The sequence below is a fragment of the Enterobacter sp. GD03975 genome (genome assembly GCF_029838645.1).
Lineage (GTDB): Bacteria > Pseudomonadota > Gammaproteobacteria > Enterobacterales > Enterobacteriaceae > Enterobacter > Enterobacter quasihormaechei.
Window position 1 is genome coordinate 1 of sequence record NZ_JAOBZC010000001.1, and the last position, 13,396, is coordinate 13,396.

General features: G+C 54.5%; 14 protein-coding genes. 7 read left to right on the forward strand and 7 right to left on the reverse strand.

Annotated features, from left to right (window positions below; translation table 11 throughout):
* Positions 1-10: 10 nt before the first annotated feature.
* From ynfE to N5C09_RS00015, 3 genes are all read right to left on the reverse strand, one after another.
* Entirely contained in the window at positions 11-2,449 is a 2,439-nt protein-coding gene (gene ynfE / locus N5C09_RS00005) for a selenate/tellurate reductase subunit YnfE (protein ID WP_279748159.1), read from the reverse strand.
* Between the two features lie 130 nt (positions 2,450-2,579).
* A complete protein-coding gene (locus tag N5C09_RS00010) occupies positions 2,580-2,885 on the reverse strand; it encodes a DUF1161 domain-containing protein (protein WP_045621663.1) in 306 nt (101 codons plus the stop codon).
* 102 nt (positions 2,886-2,987) lie between these two features.
* On the reverse strand, positions 2,988-3,842 hold the full coding sequence (locus tag N5C09_RS00015; RefSeq protein WP_279748160.1) for a benzoate transporter: 855 nt from the start codon (positions 3,840-3,842) through the stop codon (positions 2,988-2,990).
* A 191-nt stretch (positions 3,843-4,033) separates the two neighbouring features.
* Between N5C09_RS00015 and N5C09_RS00020 the strand changes: the two genes are divergently transcribed.
* Positions 4,034-4,744, forward strand: a complete 711-nt coding sequence (locus N5C09_RS00020) for a YnfC family lipoprotein (protein WP_279748161.1) — start codon at positions 4,034-4,036, stop codon at positions 4,742-4,744.
* Between the two features lie 17 nt (positions 4,745-4,761).
* On the opposite strand, the gene speG is transcribed toward N5C09_RS00020, so the two are convergent.
* Positions 4,762-5,322, reverse strand: coding sequence for a spermidine N1-acetyltransferase (gene speG, locus N5C09_RS00025; protein ID WP_047354707.1), 561 nt, complete (start codon positions 5,320-5,322; stop codon positions 4,762-4,764).
* Complete coding sequence (locus N5C09_RS00030) at positions 5,322-5,660, reverse strand: DUF1283 family protein (protein ID WP_063451459.1); 339 nt, start codon at positions 5,658-5,660, stop codon at positions 5,322-5,324. Before N5C09_RS00030 ends, speG begins: the two co-directional genes overlap by 1 nt.
* Before the next feature lie 150 nt (positions 5,661-5,810).
* On the opposite strand from N5C09_RS00030, the gene N5C09_RS00035 reads away from it, so the two are divergent.
* From N5C09_RS00035 to N5C09_RS00055, 5 genes are all read left to right on the forward strand, one after another.
* Entirely contained in the window at positions 5,811-6,137 is a 327-nt protein-coding gene (locus N5C09_RS00035) for a YnfA family protein (protein WP_063866824.1), read from the forward strand.
* A 110-nt stretch (positions 6,138-6,247) separates the two neighbouring features.
* Positions 6,248-7,462 carry a starvation-sensing protein RspA gene (gene rspA / locus N5C09_RS00040; protein WP_279748162.1) on the forward strand — a complete coding sequence of 405 codons (1,215 nt, stop codon included), beginning with the start codon at positions 6,248-6,250 and terminating at the stop codon, positions 7,460-7,462.
* Positions 7,463-7,476: 14 nt separating this feature from the next.
* Complete coding sequence (locus N5C09_RS00045) at positions 7,477-8,496, forward strand: Zn-dependent oxidoreductase (protein ID WP_063866822.1); 1,020 nt, start codon at positions 7,477-7,479, stop codon at positions 8,494-8,496.
* A gap of 72 nt (positions 8,497-8,568) precedes the next feature.
* Positions 8,569-9,948 carry an MFS transporter gene (locus N5C09_RS00050; RefSeq protein ID WP_279748163.1) on the forward strand — a complete coding sequence of 460 codons (1,380 nt, stop codon included), beginning with the start codon at positions 8,569-8,571 and terminating at the stop codon, positions 9,946-9,948.
* 223 nt (positions 9,949-10,171) lie between these two features.
* Complete coding sequence (locus tag N5C09_RS00055; RefSeq protein WP_203466082.1) at positions 10,172-11,635, forward strand: mannitol dehydrogenase family protein; 1,464 nt, start codon at positions 10,172-10,174, stop codon at positions 11,633-11,635.
* 44 nt (positions 11,636-11,679) lie between these two features.
* Here the strand turns inward: N5C09_RS00055 and ydfZ are convergent, their stop codons facing one another.
* Positions 11,680-11,883, reverse strand: a complete 204-nt coding sequence (gene ydfZ, locus N5C09_RS00060; RefSeq protein ID WP_063451453.1) for a putative selenium delivery protein YdfZ — start codon at positions 11,881-11,883, stop codon at positions 11,680-11,682.
* Between the two features lie 287 nt (positions 11,884-12,170).
* On the opposite strand from ydfZ, the gene N5C09_RS00065 reads away from it, so the two are divergent.
* Entirely contained in the window at positions 12,171-12,602 is a 432-nt protein-coding gene (locus tag N5C09_RS00065; RefSeq protein WP_063451452.1) for a universal stress protein, read from the forward strand.
* Positions 12,603-12,637: 35 nt separating this feature from the next.
* Here the strand turns inward: N5C09_RS00065 and N5C09_RS00070 are convergent, their stop codons facing one another.
* Positions 12,638-13,324, reverse strand: a complete 687-nt coding sequence (locus tag N5C09_RS00070; RefSeq protein ID WP_063866819.1) for a GntR family transcriptional regulator — start codon at positions 13,322-13,324, stop codon at positions 12,638-12,640.
* Positions 13,325-13,396 lie beyond the last annotated feature (72 nt).

The window sequence follows — 13,396 nt, forward strand, 5'->3', positions numbered from 1 at the left end:
TGTCTATTCCTTATGCCTTCTCGATCTGCACCAGGTTCGTGTGCTGCGGGTTGCCTTTCGCCAGCGGTGACGGGCGGTGCGTGGTCAGGGTGTTGATGCAAGACCCGCGATCGACGCGATCGCCGTTCATGTTGGCGTCGTGCCAGGCGCCCTGGCCCATCGCGCTCACGCCGGGCATGATGCGCGGCGTGACTTTGGCGGCAATGCGCACTTCGCCGCGGTCGTTAAACACGCGCACCATGTCCCCGTTTTTAATGCCGCGCTTCCCGGCGTCCACGGGGTTAAGCCACACCTCCTGACGACAGGCGGCCTGGAGCACATCCACGTTGCCGTAGCTGGAGTGGGTGCGGGCTTTAAAGTGGAATCCGAACAGTTGCAGCGGGAATTTACTGCGCTCGGGCGCGTCCCAGCCTTCGAAAGTTGAGGTATAAACCGGCAGCGGGGTAATGGTTTCGTCTTTTTGCAGCTCCCAGGTTGCCGCAATATCCGCCAGCTTGCTGGAGTAGATTTCGATTTTCCCCGACGGGGTTTTGAGTGGATTGGCGTCCGGATCGTCACGGAATTTTTTATAGGCCACAAAATGTCCGTTCGGATCTTTGCGCTTATAAATACCCATTTTCTTCAGCGCGTCGTAGGACGGCAGTTGGGGATCTCTGGCGACCATTTTGGCGTACAGATAGTGCAACCACTGCTCCTGCGTCCGGCCTTCGGTGAATTTCTGATGGATATCCGGTCCGAGGCGTTTCGCCACTTCGCTCATGATCCAGTAGATGGGCTTGCGCTCGAACTTCGGGGCGGTAACCGGCTGGAGGAAAATCAGGTAGCCCATGTTGCCGGCGTAATCGTTGGGGATGATATCTTCCTGCTCAACGGTCATCAGGTCCGGCAGAACAATATCGGCATACTTCGCGGACGAGGTCATGAAGTTGTCGATGACGACGATCGTTTCGCACTTACTCTCATCCTGCAAAATGTCGTGGGTTTTGTTGATATCGGAGTGCTGGTTGATGAGGGTGTTACCCGCGTAGTTCCAGATGAACTTGATCGGCACATCGAGCTTATCCTTGCCGCGCACGCCGTCGCGCAGGGCGGTCATCTCCGGGCCACGGACAATGGCATCCGTCCAGCTAAAGCAGGAGATTTGCGTTTTCACCGGATTCTCCGGTAGCGGCATGCGTTCGATGGTGATGGTGTAGGTCGATTCGCGCGCGCCGCTGTTGCCGCCGTTAATGCCGACGTTGCCGGTCAGGATCGGCAGCATGGCGATGGCGCGGGAGGTTTGCTCCCCGTTGGCCTGACGCTGGGGACCCCAACCCTGGCAAATGTAGGCCGGTTTCGCCGAACCGATTTCACGGGCCAGCTTAATGATGCGATCGGCGGGGATGCCCGTAATGCGCGACGCCCACTCCGGAGTTTTCGCGGTTTTGTCATCACCCTGGCCGAGAATATAGGCTTTGTAATGACCATTAGCAGGTGCGCCTTCCGGCAGGGTTTTTTCGTCATAACCCACGCAGTATTTATCGAGGAAAGGCTGATCGACGAGGTTTTCAGTAATCAGCACCCACGCGATACCCGCCACCAGCGCGGCATCGGTGCCCGGACGAATGGGGATCCACTCGTCTTCACGCCCTGCGGCGGTGTCGGTGTAGCGCGGATCGATAACGATCATCCGCGCGTTAGAGCGTTCGCGTGCCTGTTCGAGGTAGTAGGTTATCCCGCCGCCGCTCATGCGCGTTTCCGCCGGATTATTGCCGAACATCACCACCAGTTTGGTGTTTTCAATATCCGAGGTGCTGTTGCCGTCGTTGCTGCCGTATGTGTAGGGCATGGCGCAGGCGATCTGCGCGGTGCTGTAGGTGCCGTAGTGGCTAAGGAAGCCGCCGTAGCAGTTCATCAGGCGTGCGACCAGCGAGGCGTAAGGGGAGGAGCGGGTGATATTGCCGCCTACGATCCCGGAGGAGTAATTAATGTAGACCGCTTCGTTGCCGTATTTTTCGACCACGCCTTTCAGGCTGGCGGCGATGGTGTCCAGCGCTTCTTCCCAGGTGATACGCTCAAACTTACCTTCTCCGCGTTTGCCCACGCGTTTCATCGGATAGTTCAGACGGTCAGGATGGTTAATACGACGGCGGATAGAACGACCGCGCAGGCAGGCGCGAACCTGATGATTGCCGTAAATATCCTCGCCGGTGTTATCCGTTTCAACCCAATAAACTTCGTCATCGCGTACGTGCAGACGCAGCGCGCAGCGGCTCCCGCAATTCACCGAGCAGGCGCCCCAAACGACTTTGTCTTCTGCGGGCTGCACGGCGGTTTGCACTGCGGCGGCGGCGCTTTTCAAACCGAAAGGTAATGCGATCCCACCGGCGGCAAGCGCCAGCGATCCTATGGCAGTGGATTTAACCAGAGCTCGACGGCTTATCCCGCCGTGATGTTCAACTTCGGACATGACTCACCCCATCATTGGTAATAATTATTTTCACCCGTGACTACAACTGGGCTAATGATGGGGGGAGTGTTACTTATTTGGAGGTATCAAATATTAATCCTCGTCAAATCAGGGGAATTGAGTGGCAAAATCATTGCGGCTCAGTAGGCGCATTCTCCTGCGTTCCCGCCCCGCTTACCGGGTAATTGCCGCTGCTGGTGCGGGTGTACAAAATTTTGAAGGTATCGTTGGCACAATGCCCAACGACCTGCGCATCCGGCTGATCGGCCTGATCGTTCGGAACGATGTTCAGGGTAAAGCCAGACTCCGGCACGCCGTTGTTGATAATCTTCTGCTGAATGTCGCTTTTCACGCGCTCGCAGGAGTCCGGGGCCGCAAGAATCGCAGGTGAAGCACTCATTAACAGCAGGGCGGTAATCCAGGGTAACCGTTTCATCTGTAGCTCCTTTTCACTGTGTAGATAATAAGCATAGCAGGATTAGGGTAAGCTTTTGTTTTAGTGTGCCTCTTTCTGAATTGTCCTGGAGCCCTGCCTGCTTCATAAAATAAATTGCGAATACTGCTGCTGATTGTCTACCAGATAAGCAGGCAGGTTGCGTTTTGATACCTCTTGCTTGACCAGCTTTCGGTCTCGTCCCCAGATATCCTCAGCGTTGCTGATAACCTTAATGATATGTTCCGGGTTATTAAATTCCGGCAGATCGTATTCGGTGTGAGAAATGGTAGACATTTTTTCGGAAATTCTTTCTGGGGTCATTACCCATGAGAAATGCCAGCCGCCATCTTTCACAATCTTATTATTGATTTTTAACCAGTTCCATTTAAACCATGACCAGTTTTTATCTTTGCGGGCACGCTTCCAGTTTCTGAAAGATTCAGGCTCACCGTGGAAGAAATGCTTCAGGTTGTAATAGGACGTCGCGCGGGGCAACGTACATTTTCTCGGCGTGCCATCCGTGTTGTGAACCTGTAGATTAAACTGATAGTTGAATACGTTTTGATGAATAGTCGTGCAGAGCGCGCGCGGATTAATGGCCCTGACCGTGTCGGGAGAGAAGATTTCGTCAACGTCTGACACCAGAATCAGGTCGTTATCTGCCGCATCTTTTAACCCGTTCATAATGGAGTTGCGAAGCGCTGCTTCATTTGCCCAGGCATCAACCTGGGTATTGTCTGCACTGTTTAAAATAGGCTGCGCGTCAAAAGGCACGTAAATAATTTTGTCTTTGAATTTGGCAAACTTAGTCATATCGAAATGCAACTTTCGCGGTATGCCTGTAAAAGAGTGTGTTGCTTCAACTATGACAAAACGGTCAACGACATCAGCGAGCGTATGTAATCTGATGTCGAGCAACATATCTTCGTCATAGTACAAAAAACAGTCGTAAATCATGATGTTAACCCGAAATTTATTAATCTGATTTTATAATTGTGTGGAATCTTGCGCGCTCAAAGTAGCCACTTTGACAAGGCTCGTCAATGCAAACGAGGGATTTACACAGCGCAAAGAGGCAGATGAAGTGCTGTTATGTAAGTTCCTGTATTTGCTAATATGATTGTATCTCTCTCTGAACGGTAAATGATGTGAAGAAATACGCAGCGATAACGCTACTGGCAACGGTACTGGTGGGATGCGACAACAACACCGCGCCGCTGTCATTTACGCCGGAGATGGCGAGTTTTTCAAACGAGTTTGACTTTGATCCTCTTCGCGGCCCGGTGAAAGATTTTACCCAGACGCTGTTCAACGACAAAGGTGAAGTCTCCAAACGCGTGACCGGCACGATGTCGACGGAAGGGTGTTTCGATACGCTTGAACTGCACGATCTGGAGGCTAACACGGGCGTTGCACTGGTGCTGGATGCTAACTACTACGTCGATGCTGAAACTCAGCAGCAGAAGGTGAAGTTGCAGGGGAAATGTCAGCTGGCGGAACTGCCATCGGCCGGGGTGACGTGGGACACCGACGATAACGGGTTTGTGGTTGCCGCGCACAGCAAAGAGATGGAAGTAAAGTATCAGTATGACGCCGACGGCTACCCGCTGGGTAAAACCACGGTGTCCGGCGACCAGCGTTTATCGGTACAGGCAACGCCGTCGAAAGATCTGCACAAGCGTATGGATTATACGGCGGTAAGCCTGTTGAACGATAAACCGATGGGCAATGTTAAGCAGAGTTGCGAGTACGATCGCTATAACAACCCGGTGAGCTGTGAACTGGCGATCGTCGACGACAGCGTCAAACCTGTCGTTGAGCGCAAGTACACCATCAAAAACAGCATTGAATATTATTGAGAATAAAACCGCGCATGTTACTGCGCGGTCGGTTTAAGCAGGCTGGCAGAGGAGGACTTATGTCCGGCCAGATGCTGATGCTGGAAAATGCACATGCGGATGGTGTTACGGTATTCGCCGTTAATAAAGAACTCATGGATCAGTTCACCTTCCACCATAAAGCCCAGCTTACGGTAGATATGAATCGCTTTTTCGTTCTCTTTATCGACGATCAGGTAAAGCTTGTAGAGATTCAGGACGTTAAATCCGTAATCCATCGCCAGCTTTGCCGCCCGCGAAGCAAGACCTTTCCCCTGGTGTTCCGGTGAAATAATGATCTGAAATTCCGCCCGACGGTGGACGTGGTTGATCTCAACCAGTTCAACCAGCCCGGCTTTTTCACCTTCGCACTCCACCACAAACCGGCGTTCGCTCTGGTCGTGGATATGCTTGTCATAAAGATCGGACAGCTCAACAAAGGCCTCGTAAGGCTCTTCAAACCAGTAGCGCATCACGCTGGCATTATTGTCGAGCTGGTGAACAAAGCGTAAATCTTCGCGCTCCAGCGGACGGAGCTTCACGTCACACAGCGTCGACATTACGGTGCTACCGTGCGGCCAGTACGACGATCCAGGCAGCGCAGGGTGTTAGGCTCCCAGTAAGCGTTGACGTTGGCACTTTGCTGGCACTTATCGCGCGCGTCAAACGCCACATCCTCTTTATCCCACTCTTTTTCAGCGCGTTTATTCACTTTCTGACGCAGGCTGCGGGTGTCATTCCATTGTTCTTTGTCCATGGCGGCGTTCTGACGGCTTTGCGCGCTGTCACCAGACTCAATGATGAGCTTGCTGGTTTCGGCTGAGGCCGTTGCGGCAAAGGCGAACGAGGACAGCGCCAGTGCGGCTGTCAGACAAAGGCGTTTGCTTAATGTAGTCATAGCGTTTCCTTTAAACGGGTGCAGAAAATCGGATTACCCCGTTGGATTCTACACCAATCCGAAAGGGTGTCATACCCGCGCCGCAGGTATGGGAACGATGAGAGCATTATCGCGTATGATGTCTAAATCAATCCTCACGAAACGAGAAAAATGTTCAAAACGACGCTGCTTTTTTTCGCGACCGCGCTGTGTGAAATCATCGGATGTTTTTTACCGTGGCTCTGGCTAAAGCGGGGCGCTTCCGCGCTGCTGCTGATCCCTGCCGGGGTGGCGCTGGCCCTTTTCGTCTGGCTGCTTACCCTGCATCCGGCCGCCAGCGGGCGGGTTTACGCGGCCTACGGCGGAGTGTACGTCTGTACCGCGCTGCTGTGGCTGCGCGTTGTCGATGGCGTCAGGCTAAGCCTGTACGACTGGGCTGGCGCAGTGGTTGCCCTCTGCGGCATGTTGATCATCGTAGCCGGCTGGGGACGCGCATAAGCGTCCTTATAATGTGATCGTCCGCTGATTTTACGATCATTATACTTGTATGGTAGTAGTGTAGTTGCGTAAATTTCCTGCATCACAACGAAGATGTAAGGAAATGGATTATGAAGATTGTCGGGGCTGAAGTATTTGTCACCTGCCCGGGGCGTAACTTTGTCACCCTTAAAATCACGACCGATGAGGGCATTGTCGGCCTGGGTGATGCCACGCTGAACGGACGTGAACTTTCCGTTGCCTCCTACCTGAAGGATCACCTTTGCCCACAGCTGATTGGCCGCGATGCGCACCGCATCGAAGATATCTGGCAATTCTTTTATAAAGGGGCCTACTGGCGCCGTGGTCCGGTCACCATGTCCGCGATTTCCGCCGTGGATATGGCGCTGTGGGACATCAAAGCGAAAGCCGCGAACATGCCGCTCTACCAGCTATTGGGCGGCGCATCCCGCGAAGGGGTGATGGTCTATTGTCACACCACCGGGCACACCATTGATGACGTGCTGGAAGACTACGCCCGCCACAAAGAGATGGGTTTTAAGGCCATCCGTGTGCAGTGCGGCGTGCCGGGGATGAAAACCACCTATGGTATGTCTAAAGGAAAAGGGCTGGCGTATGAGCCTGCAACCAAAGGCGACTGGCCGGACGAGCAGCTTTGGTCCACCGAGAAATATCTCGATTTCACGCCAAAACTGTTTGATGCCGTGCGTAGCCAGTTTGGCTTCAACGAACATCTCCTCCACGACATGCACCACCGTCTGACGCCAATCGAAGCGGCGCGGTTCGGCAAGAGTATTGAAGAGTACCGCATGTTCTGGATGGAAGATCCCACTCCCGCTGAAAACCAGGAATGTTTCCGCCTGATCCGCCAACACACCGTCACGCCGATTGCCGTGGGTGAGGTGTTTAACAGCATCTGGGACTGCAAGCAGCTGATTGAAGAGCAGCTCATTGATTATATCCGCACCACCATAACCCACGCGGGCGGCATCACCGGGATGCGTCGTATTGCGGATTTTGCCTCACTCTATCAGGTGCGTACCGGTTCACACGGCCCGTCGGATCTGTCGCCGATTTGCCACGCCGCGGCGCTGCATTTTGACCTGTGGGTACCGAATTTCGGCGTGCAGGAGTATATGGGGTACTCAGAGCAGATGCTGGAAGTGTTCCCGCACAGCTGGCGCTTTGATAACGGCTATATGCACCCGGGCGACAAGCCAGGGTTGGGCATCGAGTTTGACGAGAAGCTGGCGGCGAAATACCCGTACGATCCGGCCTATCTGCCGGTGGCCCGCCTGGAAGACGGCACCCTCTGGAACTGGTAAACGAGGAGCGAATGATGAAAAGCGTAGTGATCCAACAGCCCAATGCGCTGGTGATTGAAGAGCGTCCCCTCCCGTTGCCGGGCGCAGGGGAAGTCCGCGTCAAAATCAGGCTGGCCGGGATCTGCGGTTCAGACAGCCATATCTATCGCGGGCATAACCCGTTTGCGAAATACCCGCGCGTCATTGGTCACGAATTCTTTGGCGAAATAGACGCGATTGGCGAAGGCGTGGAAAGCTCCCGGCTGGGCCAGCGCGTCTCGGTTGATCCGGTGATCAGCTGCGGGCACTGCTACCCGTGTTCCGTCGGAAAACCGAACGTGTGCACCTCGCTGGTGGTGCTGGGCGTCCATCGCGACGGTGGCTTCAGCGAATACGCCGTTGTGCCGGCAAAAAACGCCTGGCACATTCCGGCTGCGATCCCAGACAAACACGCGGTGATGGTTGAGCCCTTCACCATTGCCGCTAACGTCACGGGGCAGGCGAAACCCACCGAACAGGACGTGGCGCTGATCTACGGCGCAGGCCCGATGGGGCTGGTTACCGTGCAGGCGCTGAAGGGCGTTTACAAGGTGAAGCAGGTCATCGTGGTGGATCGTATTGATGAGCGGCTGGCGATGGCGCAGCGCAGCGGTGCAGACTGGGTCTTCAACAACGGAGAACAATCGCTACAGGCCGCGCTGGACGAAAAAGGGATCAAGCCGACGTTGATCATCGATGCTGCCTGCCATCCTTCCATTTTGCAAGAAGCGATTACGCTGGCTTCCCCGGCGGCACGCATCGTGCTGATGGGCTTCTCCAGCGACCCGAGCCAGATCGTGCAGCAGGGGATCACCGGCAAAGAGCTGTCAATTTTCTCGTCGCGCCTGAATGCCAACAAATTCCCGGTCGTTATCGACTGGCTGGAAAAAGGGCTGATCGACCCTGAAAAACTGGTCACCCACACATTTGACTATCACCACGTTACAGACGCCATCGAACTGTTTGAAAAAGATCAGCGGCAGTGCTGCAAAGTCTTGCTCACGTTCGACCAATAAAAATCACGCGGTTAAGAGCCTGCGAAGACAGGCTCTAAGTGGTACGCATCTTACCTTTCAGAGATAGCCATTATGACTCAAGCACAACCTCAAAGAAGTACGTCAGACCTGGTGAAGGCCGCCGTATCTGGCTGGCTGGGCACCGCCCTGGAGTTTATGGATTTCCAGCTCTACTCCCTTGGCGCCGCGCTGGTGTTCCATGAAATCTTCTTCCCTGAACAGTCTGCGGCCATGGCGCTGATCCTGGCGATGGGGACCTACGGCGCTGGCTACATCGCGCGTATCGTCGGGGCATTTATCTTCGGCAGAATGGGGGACAGAATTGGCCGTAAAAAGGTGCTGTTTATCACCATCACCATGATGGGGATCTGCACCACCTTAATTGGCGTATTGCCAACCTACGCGCAGATCGGGATTTTCGCACCGGTGCTGCTGGTGACGCTGCGTATTATTCAGGGGCTGGGCGCGGGGGCGGAAATCTCCGGCGCAGGGACCATGCTGGCGGAGTACGCGCCGAAGGGGAAACGCGGCATCATCTCCTCGCTGGTGGCCATGGGAACCAACTGCGGAACGCTGAGCGCCACGGCGATCTGGGCCGTCATGTTCTTTGCCCTCGATCGTGAAGAGCTTATTGCCTGGGGCTGGCGCGTGCCGTTCCTCGCCAGCGTCGTGGTGATGATCTTCGCCATCTGGTTGCGTATGAACCTTAAAGAGAGCCCGGTGTTTGAGAAGGTTAACGACGCCGAAACCGTTGCGCCGGCGGCGGCGCAGGATACCTCATTAGGCGCGATGTTTAAGAGCAAATCGTTCTGGCTGGCGACGGGGCTGCGCTTTGGTCAGGCCGGGAACTCAGGTTTGATTCAGACGTTTCTTGCCGGGTATCTGGTGCAGACGCTGTTGTTTGATAAGGCGATCCCAACCGATGCGTTGATGATCAGCTCGATTCTCGGCTTCCTCACCATCCCGCTGCTGGGCTGGCTGTCCGATAAAGTGGGGCGCCGTCTGCCGTATATCCTCCTTAATATTTCAGCCATCTTACTGGCTTACCCGATGCTGTCGATCATCGTCGATAAAAGTTACGCGCCGGGCGTGATCATGCTCTCTATCATCGTTATTCATAACTTCGCGGTGCTCGGGCTGTTTGCGCTGGAAAACATCACCATGGCAGAGATGTTTGGTTCGCGGAACCGCTTTACCCGCATGGCGATCTCGAAAGAGGCGGGTGGGCTGGTGGCCGTAGGCTTTGGTCCGGTGCTGGCGGGGATCTTCTGCAACATGACCGGGTCCTGGTGGCCGATTGTGGCGATGCTGGTGGCGTACTCGCTGATTGGGCTGCTCTCCGCTTTGCTGATGCCGGAAGTGCGCGATCGCGATCTGAGTGAAGCGGAAGATGCGGCAGAAGCGTCACATAAGGGATCGGTAGCCTACGGCGCGCTCTCTTCCCGTCGCTAATGGTTTACATCTTGCGCTACCTGTCACACAACTTTTCTCTGATGTCACACCACATGGCGAAAAGTTAATGTAAATCAAGATCTGAAAACGACGTATCAGTATGGTTAATGGCAGCGTTTTTTGACTCCGACTGCCATTCTAGTTGGTGTAGTCAGCAGGCGCTGCCGCTTTGTTAAGCAAGCGGCAGCGGATCACAGCTTTCATTAATTAACGAGTCTCAATCATGGAAAACCGGTTATTACAGGCGAAGGCAACGCGTCCGCAGTACGATCGCAGCAGCCTTAAGGCACGCATTGTTCATTTAGGATTTGGCGCGTTTCACCGCGCGCACCAGGCGGTGTACACCGACATACTCGCCGCAGAACAGGGCAGCGACTGGGGTTACTGCGAAGTTAACCTGATTGGCGGCGAACAGCAGATCGCCGATCTGAAGGCACAGGATAACCTTTATACCGTGGCAGAAATGTCAGCCGATGCCTGGACGGCACGCGTGGTCGGCGTCGTTAAAACCGCGCTCCATGCGCAGGTGGACGGGCTGGAAACCGTGCTGGCAGCCCTGTGCGAGCCGCAGGTTGCCATTGTGTCGCTCACCATCACCGAGAAAGGGTATTGCCACTCCCCGGCAACCGGACAACTGATGCTCGATCATCCGTTAATCGTTGCAGACCTGCAAAACCCGCATCAGCCAAAATCTGCACCGGGCGTGGTGGTGGAAGCGCTGGCGCGTCGCAAGGCGGCGGGGCTACCGGCATTCAGCGTGATGTCCTGCGATAACATGCCGGAGAACGGCCACGTGATGCGCAATGTGACCTGTGCCTACGCGCGCGCTGTTGATGGCGAACTGGCAGACTGGATCGAAGCGAACGTCACCTTCCCGTCAACCATGGTGGATCGTATTGTGCCCGCCGTCACGGCCGACACGCTGGATAAAATCGAGCAGCTGACCGGCGTACGCGATCCGGCAGGCGTGGCCTGCGAGCCGTTCCGCCAGTGGGTGATTGAAGACAATTTCGTTGCAGGCCGTCCTGAGTGGGAAAAGGCCGGTGCGGAACTGGTTTCTGATGTCATTCCGTTTGAAGAGATGAAGCTGAGAATGCTTAACGGCAGCCACTCGTTCCTGGCCTATCTTGGCTACCTGGCCGGTTATCAGCACATTAATGACTGCATGGAAGATGAACATTACCGTATCGCCGCGCATGCGCTGATGCTGAAAGAGCAGGCGCCGACGCTGAAAGTGAAAGGCGTGGATTTAGGTCGTTATGCCGACCAGCTGATCGCGCGCTACAGCAATCCGGCACTGCGCCACCGCACCTGGCAAATCGCCATGGATGGCAGCCAGAAATTGCCGCAGCGCATGCTCGATTCCGTGCGCTGGCACCTTGTCCACCAGAAGCCTTTCCCGCTGCTGGCCCTGGGCGTGGCGGGCTGGATGCGTTATGTCGGCGGTGTGGATGAGCAAGGTAACGCGATTGAGGTGAGCGATCCGCAGCTGGCGGTGATTCAGGCGGCGGTAAACGGTAGCCCTGAAGGGGAAAGCCGCGTTAATGCGCTGTTGGGCATTGAGTCTATTTTCGGTAACGAGCTGCCGAAGGACGCGGTGTTTGTGGCGGCGGTCATGCAGGCCTATCAGACGTTGCTGCAAAAAGGCGCGAAGGCCACGGTTGCGGAGTACGCCGCTCAGCTTTAACGCTATGACATGCCGCCGTTCGCGGCGGCATGTCGGGGCACGGCTTAGTGCATCCCCAGGCGAATCAGCTCAATTGGTTCGAACTTACCTTCGCATCCGTCCACTTCAACCGTTTTATTACGACGCACCTGCTCGGCATTAAGGCCGTCGCTGTGGATCGCTTTAATCACGCCGAACTGGCCTGTGCCGCTAATCATGACGCGGCTGCCGGTGGTGATTGCATTTCGGTTACGGTCGTATGTCATCATGGTATTTTCTCCTCTCTCACTTATCCGTTACGGCGCTAATTCAACGACTGCCGTTCACGGGGCACTATTAATACGCCTCTCTTAAACGAAATTATTTGCTTTTGATCAAGCTCACACTTTTTTCTTATTTCATGATGGCGTTGACGGTTCAGGACACCGCTTTACAAAGCGGACAGTTATTTTCCTTAATTGATAATTTCAGGATGCAAGTGTTTAGGCTTTGTTTATCTCCGCAATGCCATTCTGGAAGCAGAAAATAACCCTTCACTGGAAAAGGAGTCAGGCTTATGTATAAGAAAATTTTGATGCCTGTTGACGTGTTTGAAATGGACTTGAGCGACAAAGCGGTACGCCATGCGGCCAACCTCGCGAAGGCGGAAGGCGCGACCATCACCCTGGTCAACATTCTTCCTAACAGCAGCCGTTCGTTACTGCGGGGGTTCAATGCCGATATTAAGAAATTCGAAGAGTATATGACCGCCGAGTCTGATAAGAAGATGAAAGCGCTGAAACGGCTCTTTGATATGTCCCCGGACAATATTGACTGTGAAGTACGCTTCGGCAACGTACGGGATGAAATCATCAAGCTCAGCAAAGAGGGGAAATATGATGTCATCGTTATCGGATCGAAAAATCCGAGTATCACAACGCATCTGCTGGGTTCGAATGCTGAAACTATCCTGCGCTACGCCACTATTCCGGTATTAGTGGTTCGCTAATCGCTTCGCCGCAACCGAAAGGGGGCGGCGAGGTTTTATTCTTCGCTAAACCACTCGCTGTTTTCCTGACGAATTAACTGAACCGACTCGCTAATTTCCTGGAGGTGAAGCGTCATTGCTTTATCTACGGCTTCCGCGTCGCGTTTTTCCAGCGCGCTGAAAATATCGTGATGCTGGCGCAGCAGCATTTCTGGCGGTGACACGTGGTCGAGGCTCATATAGCGCACGCGGTCGATGGTGGCCTTGATGTTTTCGACGGTATCCCACGCGAGCTGGCACTCGGCGATCTGCGCCAGTTTCTGGTGAAACTCATCGTCCAGCTGGAAAAAGTCGTTTAATTGTTTGCGATCGATGGCAATACGCTGCTGATGCAGGTTTTGCTCCAGCTGGTAACACTGGTTGTCGTTGATGAGCGACGCGGCGCGACGCACCACCGCACACTCGATGGCCTGGCGAACAAAACAGCCGTTACGCACCTGCGAAAGCGAAATTTTATTCACGTAGCTGCCGCGCTGAGGGCGGATCTGAATAAGGCCGTTTTCTGCAAGCTTAATAAACGCCTCGCGCACGGGCTGACGGGAAACGTCAAAACGTACCGAAACCTCTTTTTCTGAGAGCGGCGTTCCCGGCGGGATCAGGCAGCGAACAATATCACGGCGTAAGATGCGATAAATTTGCTGATTAACGGGCTGGGTAGGATTAAGTTGCGATTCAGCGGCCATGGGTTGTGATTTCTCAGAGAGTTAACCTGAACATACTACCATTCTTTTACCCGTCATCACATACCCGGCCCG